The organism is Actinoplanes subglobosus (assembly GCF_042650585.1).
Classification (GTDB): domain Bacteria; phylum Actinomycetota; class Actinomycetes; order Mycobacteriales; family Micromonosporaceae; genus Actinoplanes; species Actinoplanes subglobosus.
In genome coordinates, this window is the sequence record NZ_JBHSBL010000019.1 from 397,390 (window position 1) to 420,053 (window position 22,664).

Consider the following 22,664-nt stretch of genomic DNA (forward strand, 5'->3'; position numbering starts at 1 on the left):
CTCACGAGGTCCGCAGGTACAGGTAGAACCGGTTGGCGTCGTACTCGTGCTTGGGCCACGACCCGACCGGCTCGTACCGGGTGCTCTCGTTCAGCAGGGAGATCAGGTAGGCGGTGTTCTCGTCCAGGTCCGCGTCCCCGGTCGATCCGGTGACGAATGTGACGCCGACGTACGTACCCTGGTCGATCGCGGCCTTGATGGCCGGCTTCCCGGCGCCGAACAGCGCGTAGTACTCCTCGAACGTCATGTCCGGGCGGTCCTTGGCGTAGAAGGCCATGGTGTTGCCGGCATACGCCAGATAGGTCCCCGGCCGGCCGTAGTGCGCGACGGCCTCGCTCACCGGCGTGGTGTCCGGCCACTCGGTGAACATGAAGGACGACCGGAACAGGGCCCCGACCGCCAGGAGATAGACGGCGGTGGTGAACGCGACGCCCTTGACCACCCGGCCCGCGACCGTGACGAGCTGCGCCGCGATCGGCGCGAGGAAGATCGCCAGAAAGGCCAGGTGCTTGTTGAAGGAGACGTACTCGTGCATCCGGAACTGGCCCAGCGGAATCGCCAGGCCGGCGCCGGCGAGCACCACCGCGGTGGCCGCGACCTGGAGACTCGGGCGGTCCCGCCGTGTCCACCACCGGTGCAGGAGCACGATCACGGCGGCCGCGGCGATCACGGTGAGCAGGCCGGCGCCGCGGCCGAACTCGGCCAGCAGCAGCGACAACGGGCGAGGGTTCAGGGCGACACGGTTGGAGGTGGTGAAGGCGATCCCGGGAATGATGAACGATGCGAACGGCACCAGGACGGCCAGCATCCCCAGCAGCCCGTAGACGAAGAACAGGCAGCCCCGCAGCAGGGCCCGGCGCGGGGGCAGCGGGGCCAGCACGCCCAGGACGGCGACCACCGGCAGGAAGACCGCGGCGGAGTACTTGCAGATGCCGGCGGCGGCGATCAGGATCCCGGCCGCGAACGCCGACCGGTAGCCCCGGCCGGACATCATCAGCGCGGTGCTGACCGCGAGCAGCGACAGCAGGCGGCGTCGTAGGTGGCCAGGTTTCCGACGAAGAGCACGGCCCCGGTCAGTACGAACGCCAGCATCGAGACCAGGCGGACACGGTTCTCCTGCCCCGCCGGTGCCAGACGTCGCCCGATGTGGCCGACCGCCAGTGTCGCCACCGACATCAGCAGCAGGCTCGACAGGCGGACGAGTCCGACGCCGCCGACGGAGTCGAGCAGTGCCGCGAACACCGGGTAGGCCATCGGGAACCCGGAGAAGTAGCCTCCGTACGAGTCGGGGGCCGCCGCGCCGCCGGTGAACTGGCGCAGGTACTCGTGCCCGGCGTTTATGTAGAGACCCTCGTCGTTGAAGACCACGTTGTGCAGGCGCAAGGTCAGGACGGCCTGCAGCACGAGGATCGCGATGACGGGCAGCCGGGTCAGCCACGGATCCGCACGGTCGCGCAGGCCGGCGGGCACGAAGGAGAGCAGGGCGGCCGCCCAGACCGGACGGGCCGGGGCGTCGGCGTCGACCGCCACGGGATTCGTGGGACGCAGCGGGGTCAGCCGCTTGGTCACGGTGCCGGGATCGGCTGTCGGTGTCATGCCTGCACCTCCACCGGGGTCGCCCGGATCGCGTTCACCGGGACGGCCGGCTCGGCGCGTGCCGCCCGGGCGGCACGCCGGTCCCGGAGCAGAGCGCTCACGCACAGCGTCGCGACGGGGATGAAGATGTACGCGTTCACCAGCGCGAGCAGCAGGTTCGCCCAGTAGTCGGCGAGCCCGGCGGTCCACGCCCCGTGCAGGAGGCCGGTCAGGATAGCCACCTGGGTGACGGTCAGGTAGACGGCGATGGCCAGCCGGACCCGCCACGCCAGGGGCCGCCGTGACGTCGGCTTCGCCGCGGACCTGCGGGTGGCGTTGGTGGCGACCCACTCGGCGACCTTGCCCCGGGCCAGGTCCAGCACGCAGAACAGGTGCGCGAAGCCGTAGATCGTCTGCACCCGCAGGACGTCGAACCGCCAGCGGCCATAGCTGATCGCCGGATAGAGCGCCAGCCACACCAGCAACGCCCCCAGCAGGGGCAGCATGTTGGAACTGGTCACCCGGTCGGGGAAGAACCACAGCATGACCAGCACCGCGAGCGGGGCCAGGAGCGCGTTCATCGCCGTCGTCAGGTAGTAGACGAAGCCGGACCAGAAGCTGAGCCGCCGGTCCAGGGTCAGGGTGGTGTCGTCGTGGAACTCGGACTCGACCAGCAGCGACATCGAGCCCTCGCACCAGCGGTACTGCTGGTTGATGAAGGAATCCACGTCGTCCGGGCTCTTCCCCCGGCTCACCAGGACGGGCACGTACTTGACCCGGTAGCCGACCCGGCCCATCCGCACACCGGTGTAGACGTCCTCGCTGTGCCCGATCAGCGGGAATCCGCCGATCGCGGCCAGCGCCTCCCGGCGGTAGACCGCCGAGGTCCCGACACAGATCGCGGCGCCGACCGCGTCCCGCGACGGCTGGATGAAGCGGTAGAACATCTCCTGGGTGGCGCCGGCACAGCGTTCCAGCCACGACATCGACGGGGCGGTCTCGAAGTACTGCGGGCTCTGCACGATGCCGACCACGGGATCGTCCATGTAGGGCATCAGCTGCAGCAGATAGTCCGGGCGGGGCGTGAAGTCCGCGTCGAAGATCGTGACGTGCTCGCCGACGCTGCGCTCCAGCGCGTACTGCAGGTTGCCGGCCTTCTTGAACTCGCTGCCGCGCCGGGAGACGTACCGGAAACCGTACTTCGCGGCGAGGGCGGCCACCTCGGCGCGGCCCGCGTCGTCGAGGACGAAGACGGTGAGGATGCCCGGCCAGCGGAGCCGGGCCACATGCCGGTAGGTGTTCTCCAGCATGGCCGCCGGTTCGCCCGCGGTGGGCAGGAAGACGTCGACGCTGGGATGGTGGTCCGGCCGATAGCCGTCCAGCAGCGCCTGATGGGAGGCGGTGGTGACGGTCCGGCGGAACGTGGACGTGCGCAGCGCCAGCGCCTGCTCCAGGAGCAGGGCCACCAGCGGGGCGAGGAAGGCGAGCGTCCAGTAGCTGTTGTTCGACAGCCCCCACATGCTGACCGCGACACCGGCGAACGCGAGGGCCTGCGCCCAGAAGATCCACCGATGCTGCGGCCGCTTCAGGTAGGCGTCGACCTCGGCGTCGGCCGGCGGCTGAGGCAGCATGCCGGATCGCTGCGAGGGCCGCCGGGGCCCGAGACGCAGGGACAGCAGCTGGGCCAGGAACGCGCGCCCGTTACGCCAGTCCGCCTTGCTGGCGCCGTGGGTCCGGTCGCCGAAGGTGAACGGGACCTCCGCCACCCGCACCCGGTGGCTGGCCAGGATCTCGAGCAGGATCTTGAAACCCCGGGGGCGCAGGCGTACGAGTTCGAGCGCTTCCTTGCGTACGCAGAAGAAGCCGGTCATCGGGTCGGTGCAGACGCTGCCGACCAGGCGTGGGAACAGGGCCCGGGCCAGCAGGGTGCTGCCCTGGGAGACCGCGTGCCGCAGGGTCGAGCCGAGGCCGCCGGCGTCTCCCCCGTCGACGTAGCGGGAGGCGACGACGACGTCCGCGGCGGTGTCGTCCATGGTCCGCAGCAGTCGCACGGCGACTTCCGGCGGGTGCTGCAGATCGCCGTCCATGACCAGGACGCGTGCGGTGTGCGCGTGCCGGATGCCGTCGATGACCGCCCCGGACAGGCCGCCGACGCGAGCCGCTCCGGCGCGGTGCAGCAGGCGGACCGGGATCCGGTGGCGGGTGGCCTCCTCCTCGATGACCTGTGGCGTGTGATCGGTCGAGTCGTCGACGAACAACACCTCCGCGGTGCCGGGCGGGAAACAGGTGTCGAGGCGGGCGAGCAGTTCGGGCACGTTTCCCGCTTCGTTGAATGTCGGGATGACGATGGTGACGTCAGCCATGAACCCCCGCCTATTTCCTAAAACTGCCGCGCATCAATTCGATGCAGAGATTACGGCAATGGACGGCCCATTCTGGATACCCAGAGTGAACGGCCCGGGCGGTCCAGGAACGGCCATACCCTCGGTCCACCGCCGTGAGATCAAATGTCCTACCATTTTTCGGACCTTTGCCTTCCATTCACCGCGGGTGTCGGCCGAGACGCCGAAGGGGACTCCGTCGTTCAGTCGTCGTCAACCGGCCGAACAGTTGATCATGGAGGCTGCGCAATCGCCGAATCGGGCGAACGGCATGGTCGTCGACCTATCTCGAACGTGCGATGTTTCCTTTCGGAAAACTCGAATCCTCCGGGAATCACGCGCGAAATAAACCGACCCGGTTCGAATGGCGGCGGCTACCGACGGTGGTGTCGAATTGATCACCCGGCCACGAGGGGGCCACCCGTCAAGATCACTCACCGTGGCGTCCGCCGGCTCGAGCCGCTCCCCGGGTTCCGTGCACCCGGCCCCCGGCACCGAAAGGCCGATGGCCCCGGCGGGCCGAAGGTTGGTGCGGACCGGCCCATGGCACCTCCGGGACTGACCGAATCGGCGAACACTCCGTACCGCCACCGCTCCTATTTTGATCTTCAAGGGTTCTCGGTTTCTGGTCGGTGGCGGCGTGCGGGTCGGCCTCGGTCGTGTGTGGAGGTCTGTCGGCCGATGCGTGGTGCGAGGAAGTCGCCGGTGTTCCTGGCGGTGGCCGCCGGTGCCGTGGGCGTGATCAGCGCGGTCATGGTGCTACAGCTGTCCAGCGCGATCATGGGTGACAACCGGTGGGGATGGTGCGGCGCGCTCGAACCGCTCAACACCGTCGGGCTCGGCTGCACGACCGACCTCGCCGCCGCCCAGACCCGGGTGATGATCGCCGCCACCCTCGCCGCCGTCCTGATCATCGGCGGAGTGACCGCCGGACTGTACTACTGGCGCCGGTACCAGTGGTGGCGCATGCGGCAGGGCCGCCCGCCGGCCGGCCCGCAACTACCCGCCTTCGCCACCGCCGTCCGCGTCTACGCGTTGATGTGGTGGTTCATGATCGGCGAGTTGATGGGACAGCCCGCGCCTCTGATCTTCGGCCAGGTGCCGAGCATCGGTATCAAGGGTGACACCGGGCCGTGGGAGTTCGTCGCCGCGCTGTTCCTCATCCCCGCGATCGCCGCCCGCAAGGTGCACCTGCTCCGGGCCCGCCCGATCACCATGCCCGAGAAGGCGATGGACGACATCGACGCGGTCCTCGCCAAGGGCGGCGGCTGGTGCACCGTCGCCGGAGTCGCCGGGGCCGGACCGGCGGGGACGGTCGTGCACCCGCTGATCGGTGGCCAGTGCCTCGCCTGGCGGCTCGGCGTCAGCCCCGAGACCCGGCGGACCTGGTCCGAGGAGGTCTACGAGGTCACCGGCAACATGATGACCACCGACCGGTACGAGCCGGACGGCACCCGGGTGGTGGTGCGGCACGAAGTCACCCAGATCGCCTTCAACATGTGGCGGATCGACCACACCGAGCGGGTCTTCCAGGCCGAGCAGGTCACCAAGTCGAGCGCGCCGCTGCTGGTGCAGATCAAGAACCACCTCGTCAAGGTCGACCCGGCCGACGTCGACCTCGCGCTGCCCCAGGTGTGGGCCGGTGACACCGAGTCGCCGGGCTCCGGCGGGCTGGTCAACTTCTTCAAGACCGTCGGGAAGGAGTACGACTACCTCGGCGGCGAGTTGACCTCACTCCAGCCGGGCGCGCGGGTCAGCCTCACCGGCGCCCTGCACCGGGTCGACGGCGAACTCGTGCTGCTCTCTCCCAGGCGGGCCCGTTCCCTGGGCGTCGGCCGCTACCCGGAGGGCGACCGGTCGGTGCTGCGCACCCAGTGAGCGCCGCCCGGACCTCATTTCGGGCCGTTCGCGGCGAGGTGCTGTCCCGCCCGCCACGCCGCCCACAGGCCGGCGTACACCCCGCCGGCGGCGATCAGGTCGGTATGGCTTCCGCTCTCGATGATGCGGCCGTGTTCCATCACCACGACCCGATCGCAGGTGGCGACCTGGGCGAGCCGGTGGGCGATCACCAGCCCGGTGCGGCCGGTGAGGGCGGCGTCCGCGGCACGGTCGAGTAGCCCGGACTGCGTGGAGCCGGCTTCGGCGGTGGCCTCGTCGAGGATCGCCAGGTCCGGGTCGGCGAGCAGGAGGCGGGCGAGGGCGAGCTGTTGCGCCTGGGCCTCGGTGAGCGGATGTCCGCCGGTGCCGACCGCTGTGTCGAGACCGGCCGGCGACAGGTCGAGCAGCCCGGCCGCGCCGGTGGCCTCCAGCGCGGCGCGGATCCGGTCGTCGGTGGAGCCGGGGGCGGCGAGGGTGAGGTTGTCGCGCAGGGTGCCGGCGAACACATGGATCTCCTGGGTCACCACCGCGATGCGCTCGGGCCGCACGGCTGTCCCGGTCTCGGGTGGATGGATACCGGCGATCAGCGCGGCCAGGGTGGACTTGCCCGCCCCGGACGCGCCGACGACGGCGATGCGTTCACCGGCCGCGATGTCGAGGGTGAGGTCATCGAGTACGCGAGGACCCGCCCCGTAGCGGAAGGAGACCTCGCGGAGCCGGACCGCGGTCGCCGTGTCCGCCGTCAGCGGTGGCCCGGGAGGAGACCCCGCCGGGATCGTGACGACGCCGATCATGCGGTTCAGTGACGCGAGGGCCGACTGGAGCGTGTCGATCACGAACATCAGCTGATTCACCGGCCCGAGCAGGCGCAGCACGAGCAGCATGGCGGTGGTGGCGCCGCCGACGGTCGAGGCTCCGTGGCCGATGAGGACGAAGCCGGCCACGAGTACGGCGCCCAGGCTCAGGCATTCGGCGACGTTGAGACGGGCGTTGAGCATGCTCTGCACGGTGCGGGCGCGCAGCGTCTGCGCCGCGACCGCCCAGGAAGCGGTCAGCACGGTGTGGTGGCGTTGTTCGCCGAGCCCGAAACCGAGCACGGTGGCATGGCCCCGCTGCGATTCGACGATCTGCTGGGCGCGGGCGCTCATCGCGGCCCGTTCGGCGCGGTACACGTGCGGCCCGGTCCGGAGATACCAGCGCATGGCCAGCAGATGGACCGGCAGCACGAGGGCGAACGCGACCGCGTACGGCCATTCCAGCGCCGCGAGACCGCCGACCGACACGATGATGGTGAACGCGGTGACCGTGATGACGGGGATCACCGCGGGGGCGGCGTCGGCGACGGCGGTGACGTCGTCGCTGGACCGGGAGATCAGGTCCCCGGTCCCGGCGCGTTCCACCCGGTGCTGTGGAAGCGTGAGAGCCCGCGCGATGAGCTCTTCGCGCAGGGTGGCGAGGATGTCGTGGTAGGCGCGGGTGGCCAGCGTGATCGTCACCGCCGTACCCGCGGCGCCCAGGACCGCCGACACCGCCAGGACGGCCGTGACGGTCAGGACGGTGGCGAGGCCGGCGGCGCCCGCTCGCACCCGGTCGACGAGCAGACCGACAGCGACCGGCCCGATGAGGTCGACGGCGGTGCTGACGATCCCCACCATCAGGACGGCGGCGAGCCTGAGCCGGTTGCCGCGGCTGAGCCGCCACACCTCTCCGGCCGTCTCGCGGCCGCCCGCGACCGGCAGTGCGTCCCCGGCCGTCGCCGGCGCCCCGGTCACGACGCCGTCCTTCCGGGCGCCGGCGTGTCCTGGCGGAGGTCGACGACTCGGTCGCAGCGGCTGAGCAGCGCCGGGGACGAGGTGATCAGCAGTGTCGAGCGTCCCGTACGGATGGCGGCCAGCCGTTCCGCGATGGTCTGCTCGGTGACCGGGTCGACGGCGGTGGTCGGGTCGTGCAGCACCAGCAGCGGAGCACCGGTCGCCAGGGCGCGGGCGAGGGCGACCCGCTGACGCTGGCCACCGGAGAGGCGATTGCCGTTCTCACCGACCGGGCGGTCGAGGTCGGCGGCGAAATCCTCGCAGGCCGCCGCCCGGACCGCGTCGTCCAGCAGCTCGGGCCGGCTGACGGGGGTGGTGAGGTTGTCGCGGATGGTGCCGGTGAACAGCGTGGCCCGGTGGGGTGCGACGGTGACCCGGCGGGGGTAGTCGGCCGGGGCCAGTTCGCGCGCCGGACGTCCGCCGAGTCGCACGTCGATGTCGTTCCCGGGTTCGCGGTGCGGGTTCAGCAGTGCGTCGGCGAGGCGGGCCGCGGTGCGGTCGTCGGCGCGCACTCCGACCAGTTCACCGGGCTCCACCCGGATCGACGCGCCGGGCAGCTCGACGTCCAGCACTCCGGTGTCCGGCCCGGACACGTCCGGCACACGCCGCGATGGGGCCGGGGTGGTGCGGCTGTCGCCGAGCACGTCGAGGATGCGGGCGGCGGAGGCTCGGGCGCCCGCGAGATTGGGGATGGACACGCCCGCGATCGCCTGCATCTGCGGGAGCAGCGCCTGGGTAAGGCCGACCGCGGTGATCAGGCCGCCGATGCTCAGCCGGCCGTTCACCGCGAACCAGCCCGCCAGGCCCGTCACCGTGGCGACGAACACGCCGGTCACCAGCCCGGACCCGACGAGAAACCGTCCGAGCAGCCCGGCGTTGCGCCTGGCACCGGCGAGGGTCTCCAGGCTGGCCTGCCGGTATCGCCTGGTCGCCTCCGCCTCGGCGCGCACACCCTTGATCACCCGGTAGCCGCCGACCAGGTCGGTGGCCCGTCCGACGGTGCCGGCGAGCAGGTCCTGGTAGGCACGGGTGTCGCGGGAGAGCCGCTCGCTCAGCAGGCCCATCGACCAGACCGCCGCGGGCGCGCCGAGAAGCACCATGATCCCGAGCGGCCAGTACATCATCAGCAGCGAGACGGCGATGAACCCGATCGCGGTGATCCGCGCGATCGGCAGGACGACGAGCAGCCCGGCGTTGGCCAGGCGTGCCACGTCGTTGGTCATCACCGAGACCACGGCGGCGTCCGGTGCCCGTACCGCGCCGCCGCCGGGATGCAGCACACCGGTCGAGAGGGTGGCCCGCAGCCGGTGCTGCAAGAGCTGGATCACATGCGCGTTGAGCCGGTTCGTGAGCCGGGCCGCCGCCGTCAGCAGCACATACAGAGCCACGAGTACGGCCAGCCACAGCACCAGCTGCCCGGTGTCCCCGGTCGCCAGGGCCCGGTCGATCGCCAGGCCCATCACCACCAGGACCGCCGACTCGCCGACCTGCCACGCGGTCGCCGACAGCATCGCGGGGACCGTGAGACGTGGCAGCGAGAGGACGACGCGTGCCACGAACCTGCCGGGCCGCTCCCCCGCCGTCACCGCGAACGGACGGACGTCCGGAGGCTCCGCGGAGGCCTGTCCCAGTACCGGCAGCCACCTTGTCAGCGGACCCCGCCCCAGCCCGCTCGGATCCGCCCTGGTCAACGGGCCTCCCACGGGCGTCCGGCACCGAGCGGGAAACACCAGAGCAGAGCATCGGCGAAGAGTCCCCGCCACCATGCGTAGTCGTGTCCGCCGGCGAACTCCCGGTAGACGGTGTCGTAGCCCTTCCCGGTGAGCACATGGTCCAGCCAGCGGCTGTGGGTGTTCGAGCCCTCCAGCTCACCGGCATCGTGGAAGACCCGGATCGGTGCCGGTTCAGCGGTCATGTAATCGGCGATCAGCGTCGGCATCGGGGTCCGGCGCAGCAGTTCACCGGCCCCCGTACCGCCCTTCAGGTCCGGGTGGTAGCCGCATGACGGGGACTGCAGGATGGCGTTGCCGAACGTCTCCGGGTGGTGCAGCGCCGTCCAGCCGGCACACAGGCCGCCGAAGCTCTCACCGGCCAGCGCCACGTCACCGGGGTCCCGGGAGAGCGGATACCGGTCGTGGAGCCACGGCAGCAGCTCGTCGACCAGCATCCGGGAGAACCCCGGGTCGCAGAGCAGTTCCCGGTAGCGCCGCAGCCCCAGCTGGTCGACGAGGACGACGGCACAGGGGCGGATCAGTCCCGCCCGGACCAGGGCGTCACGAACGCTCGGCGCGCTGTGGTCCGGCGTACCGTCCAGGTGGATCACGAACGGCAGCGCGCTCCCGGCCGGGAACTCCCCCGGAGGCATCGAGACCCAGATCCGGCGCTCGTTGCCCAGAAGCTCACTGACCAGCACGGCGGAGTCGATCGCCGGGGCCGGCTGTGCTTCGGCCTGATCCAGCCAGGGCAACGGTGCCGCGTCGGGCAGCACCGCCACCGACGCCCCGGAGAACCTCTCCACCGAACATGCGGAGAACCTCGGCGGCGGGTTGAACGGGTCCGGAACCTGTTGCCCGCCCCGTACGAACACATACGAGAAGCGCAGGTCGGAACGCATCCGCAGGGTGAGGAACCGGAACGGCGTCCCGGGCACCGCGGTGAACTCCGCGTCGATCCGGTTGAAGGCGATCGCGGGACCGAGGACGACCGCGAGGGTGGCCGGTGGGCCGTCCCCGGGCTCGTCGACGAACGTCACGTCCACCTCACCCGCGACGACCGGCCCGACGAGCGGAGCGGCGGTCTCCTCCAGGTGCCGTCGGAACCGCTCCGGGCTCCACTGCCCCGTGGACAGCTTCTCGACGAACGGATCGGCCATTCAGATCTCCACCTCGGTACGGGCCGCGCGCCGGCGGCCGAGCGGGACGACCTGCGGGGTCCCGGCCACCGGATCGGGCACCACCAGGCACCGCAGGCCGAACACCGCCTCGACCAGCTCGGCCGTGACGACCTGGTCGGGAGTGCCCTCGGCGACGACCCGGCCGTCTCTCATGGCGATCAGGTGGGTGCCGTAGCGGGCGGCCTGGTTGAGGTCGTGCAGGACGGCGACCAGGGTGTGACCGGCGTGGTGCAGGTCGGTGAACAGCTCCATCAGCTCGATCTGGTGGGTGATGTCGAGGAAGGTGGTCGGCTCGTCCAGCAGCATGATGCCGGTCTGCTGGGCGAGCGCCATCGCCACCCACACGCGCTGCCGCTGACCACCGGACAACTCGTCCACCGGGCGGGCGGACAGGTCGGTGACCGCGGTCTGGCCCATCGCCCGGGCCACGGCCTGCTCGTCGGCCTCGGTCCACTGCCGGAGGAACCCCTGATGCGGGTACCGGCCCCGGGCCACCAGCTCGGCGACGGTGATCCCGTCGGGGGCGATCGAGCTCTGCGGCAGCAGCCCGACCCGCCGTGCCACCTCCTTGGTCCTGAACGAGTTGATGTCGGCGCCGTCCAGGATCACCGTCCCCGCCGACGGCTTGAGCAGGCGCGACAGGCCGCGCAGCAGGGTGGACTTGCCGCACGCGTTCGGGCCCACGATCACCGTGAACGACCGGTCCGGGATCGCCACCGAGAGGCGCTCGCTGATGACCCGCTTGTCGTAGCCGATGGTCGCCTCCTGCACGCGCAGGCGTGAGCCGTTCATATGCGTCTCCGGACTTCGGTGAACAGCAGCCGGCCGAGATAGCCGCCGCCGAGCACGACGGTGATGATCCCCACCGGCAGCGGGGTGGGGGCGATGTGCTGGGCGATGTAGTCCGCCGCCAGGCACAGGAGGGCGCCGACGAAGGCGGCGGGTGCCAGGGTGATCCCCGCGGTGCGGGCGAGGCGGCGGGCGATCTGCGGGGCGACCAGGGAGATGAACGCGATCGGCCCGGACGCCGCGGTCACGGTCGCGGTCAGCGCGACCCCCACCACGATCAGAGCGAGGCGTACGGACGGCACCCGCACCCCTTGCGAGGCGGCCGCGTCGTCGCCCAGTTCCAGCTGTCGCATCGGCCGGCTCAACACGCCTGCCAGCAGCAACAGCACGATGATGCAGGACCCGCCGAGCACCACCTGATCCCACGAGACCCCGTTGAGGGAGCCGGCACCCCACGCGGCGGCGGCCATCGCCACCTCGAGATCGGCTTTCAGGATCAGCCAGGTGTTCAGCGAGTCCAGCATCGCCGACAGGCCGATGCCGACGGTGATCAGCCGGAATCCCTGCACACCCCGCCGGTGGGCGAGCAGGTACACGACGACGGCGGTGGCCATCCCGCCCAGCACCGCCCCGCCGACCAGCTGCGCGTAGGTGCCGTCGACGACCAGGATCACGACCAGCGCCCCGGTGTAGGAGCCCTGGGAGAACCCGATGATGCCGGGGTCGGCGAGAGGGTTGCGCAGCATCGACTGGAAGACCGCACCGGACACTCCGAGCGCGGCGCCGAACACCAGCGCCGCCGCCACCCGGGGCAGCCGCCACTCGACCACGATGTCGTGGACGAGCCCGGTCTCGCCGCCGGTCAGCGCGGAGATCACCTGGCCCGGCCCGATCTGGTACGAGCCGGTCATCAGCGCGAGGACCGCTGTGCCGGCGGCCGCCAGTACGAGCACGGCGCACACGACGACCGGGCGCCGGTCGAGCCGTACCGCGAACCTCCGGCGCCGCAGCACCAGCACCCGCCGCCCGAAGTCGACCCGTTGCCCGGTCACAGGCCGCTCGCCTTTCTCCGTCGTACCAGGGCGATGAGAACGGGTGCGCCGACGAAGGCGGTGACGATACCGACGGGGATCTCGCCCGGGTGCATGGCGATGCGCCCGAGGATGTCGGAGGCCAGCAGCAGGATCGGGGCCAGCAGGACGCTGTAGGCCAGGATCCAGCGCTGGTCCGGGCCGACGATCCAGCGAGCCACGTGCGGCACCATGAGCCCGACGAACGCGATGGGCCCGGCGATCGCGGTCGCTCCGCCGACGAGCAGGGTGAGCGCGAGGACGGCCAGGACGCGGGTGCGGGCCAGCCGGACACCCTGGGCGGCCGCCAGGTCCTCCCCCAGGGCCAGGGCGTTGAGGGGACCTGACACGGCGAAAGCCACGACGAGTGCCACGGCGAAGAACGGCAGGATCGGCCACACCAGATCGAGTGGCCGGGCGACGATCGAACCGGCGTTCCAGGACCGCATGGCGTCGAACGCCTCCGGGTTGGTCAGTTCGAGCGCCGACCCGGCCCCTCGGAGCACCGCGCCGACGCAGACCCCGGCGAGCACCATGACCACCGGCGACTGCCCCTGCCGGGTCGATCCGAGGGCGAGCACCATGAGGGTGACGAGCAGCGTCCCGGCGAAGGCGAACCACAGGTAGCCGCCGATGTCACGGACTCCGAGCACACCCACGGCGACCGTCACCGCAAAGGAGGCGCCCGCGTGCAGGCCGAGGATGCCCGGATCGGCCAGCGGATTGCGGGTCAGTGCCTGGATCAACGCTCCCGACACGCCGAGTGCCACGCCCACGACGAGGCCGACGACGGTCCGGGGCAGCCGGTAGTCGCGGATCGCGAACTGGTCGATGTCGGCGGACGGATGGAACAGGGCGTCCCACACCACCGACGGCGCGATCGCCGTCGACCCGATCATCACGCTCAGCACCAGCAGGACCAGAAGTGCCACGAGCGCGACGACCAGACCGGTCGAGCGCCGACGCGGTCCGGGCACCGTCACGGTGCCCGGACCGTCGTGGCGCGGGGCGAGAGTCGTCACTCCTTGGCGGGCAGGGTCGCCAGGGCGGCGTCGAGCGAGTCCAGGTACCGCAGGACCGGCCCGTAGGAGTTGTTGCCGGGGCAGAAGACCCCGAGCGCGCGACCGGAGTTCACGGCGGGCAGCGCCTTCCAGGTGTTGGTGGCGACCACCGGCGCGAAGGACGTCTTCGGCTGGCCGGCGGCGTCGACGGGGTAGGTGATCACGTCGTACTGGGCCAGTTCGGCGATCTGCTCGAACGGCAGGGACGTCCAGCCCAGCGGGTCCGCTCCGGCGGCGGCCTTGGGGAAGTTCATGCCGAGGTCGCCCTGGGCGATTTCCACGCAACCGAAGTCGGCGACGGAGAACGTGCCGGGATCCGAGCTCTCCCAGCGATCGACGTTGACGAACCTGGTGGCGCCGATGATCTGGCCGTACGTCTGCCGGATCTTGGTGATCTTGTCCTTGAACTGCGCCTTCTGGTCGGTGAGCCCGGCCGTCACGTTGCCGGCTTGCGAGACGCCGTCGGCGAGGGCCTTCCACTCGACGTCGAGTCCCCAGAAGACCGTCGGGGCGATCGACTCCAGCTGCTTCCTGATCCCCTCGAATTCGCTGGCGGGGAGCTGGGCCAGGATGAGGTCCGGCTTCAGGCCGGCGAGTTTCTCCATGTCGACCTGGTCGCCGCTGGCGCCGAGATTCACGGCGGCGTCGAATGTGGCCTTCTGGTCGGCGGGGATGAGCGCTAGCTCCGAGGCGCCCACCTCGGTGACGCCCACCGGTTTGCCGCCCATGTCGATGAACGGCAGCGTCGTGTTGCCGATCGAGGCCACCCGCTGCGGGTCGGCGGGCACCTGGACGGCGCCGTTGCCACCCGTGACGCTGCGCGTCGTGACAGCGGCCGTGTCGCCGGTGTCATCGCTGTCGCCGCCGCAGGCGGTGAGGACGAGTGCGCTGCTCAGGAATGCGGCGACGAGTGCCGTACCGCGTCGTCGCAAAGGTGTTCTGGTCATGATCTTCTCTTTCTCTTACTTGTTGTACGAGGCACGAAGGCAGGTCAGTGGGCCCCGGCGGGCGCCAGCTCGTGGACGGTGGCGCCCCAGCCGACGGTGTGCGCCGCACGGCGGACGAGCCCGGCCCGGGCGATGACCGCATCGAGTTCGGCGGCGGTGCGCAGACCGGAGCCGTGCACCGTGAGGGCGAGCAGGTCCGCCTCACCGTCGTGCTCGTCCGGGTCGTCGAGGTCGAAGGTCTCCTCGACCACCAGCACGCGGCCACCGGGAAGCAGGCGCTCGGCCGCCCGGCGCAGGGCATGGGCGGCGTCGGCGTCGGGCAGCGACTTGAAGGCGCGGATGACGAAGACGGCGTCCGCCGCGGGGCTGGGTTCGAAGACCGACTGCTCGACCACGCCGACCCGGGCGCGCTGCCGGTCGTCGGGGATCGTGTCGGGCAGGTCGCGGCGCAGCCAGTCGGCCTGGGCGGGCAGCGCGCAGATGGTGATCCGCAGCCCGGGGTGGGCGGCCAGGAACTCCCGGGCCTGGGCGCCGGCGCCGCCGGAGTGCAGCACCAGGTGCTCGACACCGGCGAGGATGCCGGACTTGGCGATCGGCTCGGCCAGCGCGGCCTGGAACTTCGCCAGGCGCTCCAGGTAGCGGTCCTCGTAGTCCTGTCCGGCGCGGACCTCGGCGAAGGTGTGGCCGGTGACCGAGGCGTACGCCGGCCGCCCGGTACGGATCGACTCGGTGAGCCCGTGCAGCCCGAGCATCTCGCGGCCCACCACTCCGGCCGGGTGCAGGCGGTCGGCGATGAACTCGAGGGTCAGGACCTCGCCCACCGGTGTCAGCCGGTAGTGGCCGGGTCCGGTGACGGTCAGGACGTCCAGCGTGCGCAGGTAGCGCAGCAGTTTGCCCAGCGCCCGCTCGTCGCAGCCGGTCCGGGCCGCCAGGTCCGTCACGCTGGTGACCCCGCGGGAGATCAGCTCGGGGATGTCGAGTTCGACAGCGGTGCGCAGGGCCAGCGGCGCGGTCAGCCCGGCCAGCGCGTTCAGCTTCTCGAACGGCGTCCTGTCCAGAGCGCCGATCTCTCCGCGACGCCAGTACCCGGCGAAGTCGATGTCCTCCTTCGGCATCCCGCGGTCCTCGACCAGGTGGCGGCGCAGGTCCCGCACGGCGGTGTGCTCCCCGGCGAGCCACGCGAACGGTCGCCCCTCCCACCAGCCGCTGTCGCGGACCGCGTCCAGGAGGCCGCCCGCCGGCCAGGTCACCTCGACCCCCGCTGGCGTGCGCAGGTCCAGCCGGTGGGCAGCCTCGATGAACACCCGGGCCCGGGTGCCCTCGGGCAGCTCGTCCAGCAGCCGGGCGATGGCGGGAACCGCGGTGTCGTCGCCGGCGACCAGGAGCCAGTCCGCGTCGGCCGGGAGCGCACGCGACGCGCCCGGGCCGTAGATGTGGACGCGGTCGCCCGGTTGCGCGCCGTAGGCCCAGGTCGTGCCCACGCCGACGCCGTGCCTGACGACGTCCACATCCAGTTCGCCGGCCTCGGCGTTCCAGCGGCGGACGGTGTAGACCTTCGACAGGGGCCGGGGGTTTCTCGGCAGGTCCACGCCCCGCTCCGTCTGCACCGGCAGCACCGGCTCGGTGTGGCCGGGGTAGCGGAACACCAGGCGGATGTCGTCGTCGAAACCCGACGAGTCGAAGGCGGGCTGCGGGAAGCCGTTGGCGGAGGTGAACGCACCGAGCTGGGCTCCGCCCAGCGTGATCCGCCGCATCCCCGGCGTCAGGTCCACCACCCGGAGGACCTCGACCTCGCGCAGGGTCACTGGGCGCACGGTGAGTCGGCGTGTGGTCTTCGGCATGGTGTTCTCTCTGGTCGTCCGGCACGGCGGCACCGCTAAGGTTAGGCTATCCTCACTAAATCTGATGTGCGCAGACTGCCGTATCGTTTAGGGGCGTGGCGATCTCCTCCCCGATTCCCGCCGACGCGACCGATGCCCCGCCGATTCCCGCGGCACGGTCGGACTCGACCGGACACCCCCGCCGCCCACTGCTGATCTGGGTCCGCACCGGCACAGCACACGTGCACATCGACGGCGACGCGGTGTTCCACCTCGCCGCCGGGGAGGGCACCTGGATTCCCGCCGCCGGATGGGACCACCGCGCGATCATCACCGAGCCGGGGACCGTCGCCTTCCCCCTGTGGTTCCACCCCGGTGCCGGCGGGCCGGCGGAGACGACCCGGTTCGAGGTGCCCGGCGGCTGGCAGGACTGGCTGATCCAGCACTTCAACCTGCAGGTCACCCCGCTGAGCGGGGACGGGCGCCTCCCGGAGGCGATCACCGATCTCCTGCTCGGCGGGCAGCCGCCCACATCCGCGTCCACCCTGCCGGAGATGCCGAGAGCCACCGGCGCCCGGGCGGTGGCCGAGCAGCTGCTCCGCGACCCGGCGATCGACCTCACCGTCGAGCAGTGGGCGACCAGGGCACTCTCCAGCCCGCGGACCCTGCGCCGGGACTTCCTCGCCGGCACCGGGCTCACCTTCGAGCAGTGGCGACTACGCCACCGGCTGATCGCGGCGGTCGAGTTCCTGACCGCGGGATTCGACGCCGACCAGGTGGCCGCACGGGTGGGCTTCGCCAGCCGCAACGGCTTCACCCGGGCGTTCAAGCAGCGGTACGGGCTGACGCCCCACGACTTCAGCGGGAGACTCGCCGCCAGTCCCGCCCGTGTCGACCTGACACCGCGCGCCACCCTGGCCCGGCAGACCGATGAGCTCATGCGCCTGGTCCGTGGCGACTCCCTCGCCACCGCGTCCGATCCGCTGCCCGCCGCCCGCACCTCCTCACATGCCAACGACATGCACGTCCTCAGCTGGATGTACCGCGGCAGCGGCTACCTCGACATCGACGGAAGCCGCTACGAACGACAGCGCGGCGTCGCGACCTGGATCCCCGCGGGCCGCAGACACATCACCGGCCTCCGCGAGAACTCCATCTCACTGCCCCTCGGCAACGCCGGCACCGCCGACCTCTCACTGACCGAGCCGCTGCAGGTGCGGTTCTCACCCGCGTGGGACGACTACCTGATGCACTGCGCGATCAGCGCCCGATCCGGACTGCACCCCGACGACTACGACCCGCGGCACATCCTCGACCTGTTCGCCGAGCAGGTCGTCGCGCAGCGGGCGCGGTCCGTGCCGATGCCCACCGACCCGCGTGCCCGCGCGGCGGCGCTGGACTACCTGCGCCATATCGACGTCCCCGGCGAATCGGCCGCGCCCGACGTCCCCGCCGCGATCCACCGGGCCTTCCGCGATCAGACCGGCATGACCTTCGCCCGCTGGCGCTATGCCGCCCGCATGCGCATCGCCCGGGACCTGCTCGCCGGCGGCGGCAGACCCAGCGCCGTGGCCCGCCGCGTCGGCTACGCCCACCTGCCGACCTTCAGTACCGCCTTCACCCGCTTCCACGGCCTCTCCCCACGCGAATACCGGGACCGCGAGACCGCGAACGGCTGATCGCACATGGAAAGTCGGACCGCCTGTTCCCCGGCAGGGGCCCACCGCCTTTGTTAGCGTGACTCCGCGGGTGCCCTTCGCCCGCGAAGATCGCCGCGAAATCCCTGGTCAGAAGCACCTGAGTGGCTTCGGCGACATCCGGCGGCACCCTTTACCGATATCCATGAGCATCGCTCGCGGTTCCGCGTGGGCGAAGGCACCGGCCTGCCCGCGACGCTCACCCACGCACGGCATCGAGAAACAGTCGTACATCTCACGGGGGTTCTCATGAAGAAGCACAACCTGCTCCGCCGCATGGGCGTCGTGGCGGCCGCGGCCATGCTGCTGTTCAGCGTGCTGCCGACCGTCGCGGCCAGTGCGGGACTGCAATCCGTCTCGAAGATCTCAGTGGTCAACAACGGCGGGTACGTGTTCTCGTTCCAGGTCCAGTGGCTCAGCGGCGACGACGGCACCTGGCACACCGCCGACTGGAACAGCGGGCAATACCCGATCAACCAGACCCGGACCACCCCGCCGCTGTCGCAGATCGGGGTGCCGGCCGACGCGCTGGCGGTCACGCCGTACGGCTCAGCCGTACTGGGCACCTCCGGGCAGGGTCACGGTTTCGTCCGGTTCACGCCGTCCAGCAGCAACGTCGCCACCTATCGCGCGACCGGCACCACCTTCGTCGGCTTCGACATCAGTCTGATCTCCTGACCCGCACGGCGGCTTCGCCCGGCGGGTCCGAGAACCCGCCGGGCGGACTGGCACGCCTCGCCGCCTCCAGCGTGGACTCCCCGGACCGCTCCCTGTCGGCGGTCAGAACGTGACATCGAAGTCGTAGGCCATCGCGCCCGCGGCGAGCAGCACCGTCGCCGCCAGCGCGGCCGGGGCGGCAGCGGCGGCCACGACCGGCGACCAGGCCGGCGGACGGCCCCGGATCGGATTATGGGGCAGGAACAGCAGCGGCACGCCGAAAAGGAACAACCCCGACGCGAACATCGCCATCGCCGTGCGGAGGAAAGGACCAGGCAGGGGGTACGGCGGACCGTGCGCCGCCCACCAGCCGGCCGCCAGCAGGAACGTGACGATCGGCGCGCCCCTTAACGCCGCCACCAGCCCGGCCCCGGGCAGTGCGAGCATCACCGCCGCGAAGCCCACTCCCGCGGCGGCCGCCGCCCAGATGTCCAGCCGCATCGGCACCGCACCGGCCGGCACCGCGATCAGCGACCGCAGCGGCCAGGTCACGGCCACCGCGGCGAGCACCGCGATCACCGTCACCCGCCGGCCCGGGATCCGCCACCACCACGCCAGCAGAGCCGTCCCGAGGACCGCCGCCATCGCGCCGTACCCCCAGGGCATCAGCCCGAGCACGAGCAGGTAACGCCGCGGCGTGTAGTAGCCGGCCGTGAAGATGCCGAGTGTCGATCCGATCCACCCGGCCGCTCCGAACAGCAGCGAGTTGACCAGGAGAGGCGTGATCGGCCGTACGCCGCCCTGCCGAGCCCACGCGCGTGCCAGCCGCAGACTGATCGCGCCCGCCGCGGCCAGCATCAGGGGCAGGGTGACCATCACGCTCCAGTGCCCGTACGGTCCGCCTGCGGTGATGTTCCCGAGTCCGAGGAGCAGCCCGGCGGGGGTGCCCAGCGCGACGGCGAGGGAGGGTCCGTACAGGCTGTGCCAGGCGGACGCACCGGGGTCGGTGACCGCTCGCCGCCACATGGTCAGCCCCCACGTGGCGGCGAGCAGCACACCGGCGGCGATCGCCCCGAACGCTGTCGCGTACTGGCCCAGTTCGCCGCCGTTGAAGGCGTTCGTCACATGCTCGGAAACGGTCATCTGGACGGTGGCGGCGAGCAGCCCGGCGGCCAGGTCGTCGATCAGGTCGAACCGGAGCAGCAGGCCGGGCCGGTGCAGCACCGCCAGCCGGCGGGACGGGCTGGGGTGCGGGCTGGTCAGACGGGCCCACCAGGACCGCGACGGGCCGTCCGGCGCCGCACCCGGCTGCAGCAGCCTGGTCAGTCCCTCCCCGGTGCCGGAGCCGGCGGCGCGCAGGTCGGCCTCGTGCTCACGGACCCGGCTGATCTTGCGGGACAGCGTGAACCCGACCACCGCGAGCACCACCACCCGAATACTGAAGTCCAGCCAGGCCCCGGCGTCGAAGTCGCCGGGCGGGACGCCGGCCGACCAGCGGGCCAGGGGCCACACCAGAGGGAGCAGGGCCACGCAGGGCAGCGCCCAGTAGAGCCCGCGGGTCAGCCAGACCAGACCGATGTCACCGGCCGCGATGTGTGCCGACTCGTGCCGCAGGACGGCGTCGAGGCGTCCGGTGTCGAGCCGGCGGGCCCCGGCGGGCAGCACGATGCAGGGTGCGCCCTGATAGCGGACGGCGTACGCCTCGGTGAGTCCGGGCGGCCCGAGGGCGACCGCCGGGATCTGCCGCAGGCCGGTGGCGGTGGCCGCTCGCGCCCCGGCGGCCGGCCAGCCCGGCGACGGGGGCCGGAGCCGGCCGCGACGCCACCGGTCGACCCTGGGCAGCAGGACCATCAGGCCGTATCCGCCGGAGAGCACCATCAAGGCGGATCCGGCCGCGGTCAGGCTCTTGGACCGCTCCAGGGGTTCCATGCAGCGGATCTCCCAGAGTTCCTGCTCGATCGCCTCGTAGTCGTCGGCCGGTGGGCCGAACCGGCGTTGCTGCTCCGCCGCGCAGGCCTGTTCCTGCCAGGCCCAGGTCCGGGCGGTCAGGTTGTCGAACATCAGGGATCCGGCGTACGCACCGCTGAGCACCAGAACCGCCAGGAGCAGGAGATAGTGGCCCCGGCTCGGCGTCAGCCCGGTCACGGGGACGATTCGTCACGCAACACGATGATGAACGCCCGGCCGATCCTGTCGGCCTCCTCCGGGGTCGCCTCGTCCAGCAGGCGCCGCAGGACGATCACCACGTCCTGCTCGTCCTGTGCGCTGATCGGAGGTGGCGGTCGCCGGTCGAACCGCCGGCCGAGGAATTCCCGGACCCGGTTGAACACCGCGTCGACGCCCCGCTCGGCGACGTGGGTGGCGGCCGCTCCGGTGAGGAACATCAGGGCGGCGAAGAGATGGTCGGCGAGCGGGAGCAACTGCACCCCCATCGCCACCGGCGGGCTCCTGCGGGCTCCGCCGCCGAATCGCGCGAGCGCCGCGTCCACCTCCTCGACCTCGTCCGGATAGGACAGGGCGAGTGTGCTGCGACAGAGGTCGGCGACCAAGGCGGCTTCCACGTGGCTCACCCTAGGTCCGCCGGCCGACCCGCCGCACCTGCCAAATGTTGGGATTCACATTCACGTAGGCACCGCGACCTGCACGTTCGATCAAGTCACCGATCGGGGCCGTTCCCACGTTAGGGTGGTTTGAAACGGTGTCGGGAGCCGCGACCGACGTGTCCATCGAGGAGCCGACGGCCCGCGTGATCGCCGACTACCGCTCGCTTGCCTCGGTCGGCGACCATGGCGGTCGACGGAGAGGGAGGGCGATTGTCTCGGTGGCGTTTCGGTCCCGGCCCACGGGTGCGGATGCGCACCCTCGTCATCGGAGGCCTGTTGCTCGCCGTCTCGGCCGGCATGCTGGCGGCGGCCCGGTCGATGCACGGTTTCTCCAGTGACCTGCTGCTGAACCTGGGTTCCAGCCTGGTGCTCGCCGCCGTCTCCTACCTGATCTTCGACCCGATCTTCGAGGAGGCCCGGAAAGCCCGGATTCAGGAGCACGACCGGTTCGACCAGGCCACCTTCATCAATCGCATGCGGGAGACCCATCGCAACATCCGGATCCTGGACACCTGGACGATCCTGCTGGAGGGCAAGGCCCGGGCTCGCACGTTCAGCGCGATGCGGGAGGCGCTCGACCAGGGCGCGACGATCCGGGTGCTGTTGCTCGACCCGAATTCGGCGGCGGCTCAGCAGCGCGCCGACGAGCTGGAGCGGCGACAGATCGACGTCACGGCGCAGATCATGGAGAACCTGCGGCACCTGTACCTGTTCCGGGAGGAGCTCGGCAGCGCGGAGCTCCGGTCCCGGCTGAAGGTCTGCGTGTACGACGCGTCACCGTCGATCCAGCTGTACCAGTGGGACGGGCGGGCGCTGATCTCGTTCTTCCCGATCGGCAAGGTCTCGTTCGACGTGCCGCAGCTCGAGGTCGACATGGCCAGCCCGTGGGGTCAGTTCGTGGACCGGCGTTTCGACGAGCTGTGGGACCATCGCGACCACATCCGCACTCTGGACCGGTATTGGCGGCTCACGGTGACGCTCACCCACGGCGGGACGTCGCTGGAGGCGGTGCCGGTGCCGTACGTCAGTGCCGAGGACGGTATCTACATCGACGGCACCGGGCCGCTCGCCAACCAGTTCGCGGCGCGGGTGCTGGCCGGCCCGGGCGAGCAGCCGCCAGGTGAGGCGTCGTTCGGCGCCCTGGCCGTCTGGCCGCCCCGCCGGTCCGGGCAGCAGACGCGTGAGTTCGGCCTGATCCGTCTGGAGGAGGAGCCGGCCTCCGGCACGACGGCCGAGGTCCTCGCGCTGTTCGCGAAGAAGTACGGCGGCCACCCGGGAGCCCGGGCCGGCGACATGCTGCTGCTCCGCCTGGTCCCCCGCTAGCCGGAGCGTCCGCGGTCGGCCGTGACGATCGATGTCGGACGGTGAGCGTGTCCCGAGGACATACCCCCAGCCGGCGGACGGCCGGTAACCGGGGTCCGGGGTTCGCGTTTGGGTCACACCTACTGGACGAGCAGCGCTTAGGTTAGCCTAACCTTTTGG

At 71.3% G+C, this 22,664-nt stretch carries 17 protein-coding genes; 4 read left to right on the forward strand and 13 right to left on the reverse strand.

Annotated features, from left to right (window positions below; translation table 11 throughout):
- Position 1 precedes the first annotated feature (1 nt).
- The 3 genes from ACFO0C_RS27290 to ACFO0C_RS27300 are packed head-to-tail and all read right to left on the reverse strand — an operon-like array spanning position 2 to position 3,938.
- Positions 2–994 (reverse strand): hypothetical protein, encoded by a 993-nt coding sequence (locus ACFO0C_RS27290; protein WP_378069543.1) that lies wholly within the window; start codon positions 992–994, stop codon positions 2–4.
- A complete protein-coding gene (locus ACFO0C_RS27295; protein WP_378069544.1) occupies positions 994–1,596 on the reverse strand; it encodes a hypothetical protein in 603 nt (200 codons plus the stop codon). The genes ACFO0C_RS27290 and ACFO0C_RS27295 overlap by 1 nt, the downstream gene beginning before the upstream one ends.
- Positions 1,593–3,938, reverse strand: a complete 2,346-nt coding sequence (locus ACFO0C_RS27300) for a glycosyltransferase (protein ID WP_378069545.1) — start codon at positions 3,936–3,938, stop codon at positions 1,593–1,595. The genes ACFO0C_RS27295 and ACFO0C_RS27300 overlap by 4 nt, the downstream gene beginning before the upstream one ends.
- Positions 3,939–4,637: 699 nt before the next feature.
- On the opposite strand from ACFO0C_RS27300, the gene ACFO0C_RS27305 reads away from it, so the two are divergent.
- Positions 4,638–5,834, forward strand: coding sequence for a hypothetical protein (locus tag ACFO0C_RS27305; protein ID WP_378069546.1), 1,197 nt, complete (start codon positions 4,638–4,640; stop codon positions 5,832–5,834).
- A 14-nt stretch (positions 5,835–5,848) separates the two neighbouring features.
- Here ACFO0C_RS27305 and ACFO0C_RS27310 read toward each other — a convergent pair whose 3' ends face one another.
- The 8 genes from ACFO0C_RS27310 to ACFO0C_RS27345 all read right to left on the reverse strand — a co-directional run bounded on the left by ACFO0C_RS27310 (position 5,849) and on the right by ACFO0C_RS27345 (position 16,210).
- Positions 5,849–7,606: an ABC transporter ATP-binding protein gene (locus tag ACFO0C_RS27310; RefSeq protein ID WP_378069547.1), complete on the reverse strand. Its 1,758-nt coding sequence runs from the start codon at positions 7,604–7,606 to the stop codon at positions 5,849–5,851.
- The gene (locus ACFO0C_RS27315) at positions 7,603–9,156 is read right to left on the reverse strand and encodes an ABC transporter transmembrane domain-containing protein (protein WP_378069548.1); all 1,554 of its coding nucleotides are present in this window, start codon (positions 9,154–9,156) and stop codon (positions 7,603–7,605) included. The genes ACFO0C_RS27310 and ACFO0C_RS27315 overlap by 4 nt, the downstream gene beginning before the upstream one ends.
- Positions 9,157–9,332: 176 nt before the next feature.
- Positions 9,333–10,517 carry an alpha/beta hydrolase-fold protein gene (locus ACFO0C_RS27320; RefSeq protein WP_378069549.1) on the reverse strand — a complete coding sequence of 395 codons (1,185 nt, stop codon included), beginning with the start codon at positions 10,515–10,517 and terminating at the stop codon, positions 9,333–9,335.
- Complete coding sequence (locus ACFO0C_RS27325; protein ID WP_378069550.1) at positions 10,518–11,330, reverse strand: ABC transporter ATP-binding protein; 813 nt, start codon at positions 11,328–11,330, stop codon at positions 10,518–10,520.
- On the reverse strand, positions 11,327–12,379 hold the full coding sequence (locus tag ACFO0C_RS27330; protein WP_378069551.1) for a FecCD family ABC transporter permease: 1,053 nt from the start codon (positions 12,377–12,379) through the stop codon (positions 11,327–11,329). The genes ACFO0C_RS27325 and ACFO0C_RS27330 overlap by 4 nt, the downstream gene beginning before the upstream one ends.
- Positions 12,376–13,419 (reverse strand): FecCD family ABC transporter permease, encoded by a 1,044-nt coding sequence (locus ACFO0C_RS27335; protein ID WP_378069552.1) that lies wholly within the window; start codon positions 13,417–13,419, stop codon positions 12,376–12,378. Before ACFO0C_RS27335 ends, ACFO0C_RS27330 begins: the two co-directional genes overlap by 4 nt.
- On the reverse strand, positions 13,416–14,405 hold the full coding sequence (locus tag ACFO0C_RS27340) for an ABC transporter substrate-binding protein (RefSeq protein ID WP_378069553.1): 990 nt from the start codon (positions 14,403–14,405) through the stop codon (positions 13,416–13,418). Before ACFO0C_RS27340 ends, ACFO0C_RS27335 begins: the two co-directional genes overlap by 4 nt.
- A gap of 44 nt (positions 14,406–14,449) precedes the next feature.
- Positions 14,450–16,210 (reverse strand): SIP domain-containing protein, encoded by a 1,761-nt coding sequence (locus ACFO0C_RS27345; protein ID WP_378069554.1) that lies wholly within the window; start codon positions 16,208–16,210, stop codon positions 14,450–14,452.
- Positions 16,211–16,341: 131 nt separating this feature from the next.
- Between ACFO0C_RS27345 and ACFO0C_RS27350 the strand changes: the two genes are divergently transcribed.
- Together ACFO0C_RS27350 and ACFO0C_RS27355 are read left to right on the forward strand one after the other, a co-directional pair.
- Complete coding sequence (locus ACFO0C_RS27350; RefSeq protein ID WP_378069555.1) at positions 16,342–17,904, forward strand: helix-turn-helix transcriptional regulator; 1,563 nt, start codon at positions 16,342–16,344, stop codon at positions 17,902–17,904.
- 267 nt (positions 17,905–18,171) lie between these two features.
- Complete coding sequence (locus tag ACFO0C_RS27355) at positions 18,172–18,600, forward strand: hypothetical protein (RefSeq protein ID WP_378069556.1); 429 nt, start codon at positions 18,172–18,174, stop codon at positions 18,598–18,600.
- Positions 18,601–18,702: 102 nt separating this feature from the next.
- On the opposite strand, the gene ACFO0C_RS27360 is transcribed toward ACFO0C_RS27355, so the two are convergent.
- Positions 18,703–20,724, reverse strand: a complete 2,022-nt coding sequence (locus ACFO0C_RS27360) for a M48 family metalloprotease (RefSeq protein WP_378069557.1) — start codon at positions 20,722–20,724, stop codon at positions 18,703–18,705.
- Positions 20,721–21,140: a hypothetical protein gene (locus ACFO0C_RS27365; protein ID WP_378069558.1), complete on the reverse strand. Its 420-nt coding sequence runs from the start codon at positions 21,138–21,140 to the stop codon at positions 20,721–20,723. The genes ACFO0C_RS27360 and ACFO0C_RS27365 overlap by 4 nt, the downstream gene beginning before the upstream one ends.
- Positions 21,141–21,392: 252 nt before the next feature.
- Between ACFO0C_RS27365 and ACFO0C_RS27370 the strand changes: the two genes are divergently transcribed.
- Complete coding sequence (locus tag ACFO0C_RS27370; protein ID WP_378069559.1) at positions 21,393–22,505, forward strand: hypothetical protein; 1,113 nt, start codon at positions 21,393–21,395, stop codon at positions 22,503–22,505.
- Positions 22,506–22,664 lie beyond the last annotated feature (159 nt).

What these genes read in the sequence shown, in the direction of transcription:
- ACFO0C_RS27290 (WP_378069543.1), bottom strand. Translation starts at nt 994, where the DNA reads ATGATGTCCGGCCGGGGCTACCGGTCGGCGTTCGCGGCCGGGATCCTG.
- ACFO0C_RS27295 (WP_378069544.1), bottom strand. Translation starts at nt 1,596, where the DNA reads ATGACACCGACAGCCGATCCCGGCACCGTGACCAAGCGGCTGACCCCG.
- ACFO0C_RS27300 (WP_378069545.1), bottom strand. Translation starts at nt 3,938, where the DNA reads ATGGCTGACGTCACCATCGTCATCCCGACATTCAACGAAGCGGGAAAC.
- ACFO0C_RS27305 (WP_378069546.1), top strand. Translation starts at nt 4,638, where the DNA reads ATGCGTGGTGCGAGGAAGTCGCCGGTGTTCCTGGCGGTGGCCGCCGGT.
- ACFO0C_RS27315 (WP_378069548.1), bottom strand. Translation starts at nt 9,156, where the DNA reads ATGCTGTCGGCGACCGCGTGGCAGGTCGGCGAGTCGGCGGTCCTGGTG.
- ACFO0C_RS27320 (WP_378069549.1), bottom strand. Translation starts at nt 10,517, where the DNA reads ATGGCCGATCCGTTCGTCGAGAAGCTGTCCACGGGGCAGTGGAGCCCG.
- ACFO0C_RS27325 (WP_378069550.1), bottom strand. Translation starts at nt 11,330, where the DNA reads ATGAACGGCTCACGCCTGCGCGTGCAGGAGGCGACCATCGGCTACGAC.
- ACFO0C_RS27340 (WP_378069553.1), bottom strand. Translation starts at nt 14,405, where the DNA reads ATGACCAGAACACCTTTGCGACGACGCGGTACGGCACTCGTCGCCGCA.
- ACFO0C_RS27355 (WP_378069556.1), top strand. Translation starts at nt 18,172, where the DNA reads ATGAAGAAGCACAACCTGCTCCGCCGCATGGGCGTCGTGGCGGCCGCG.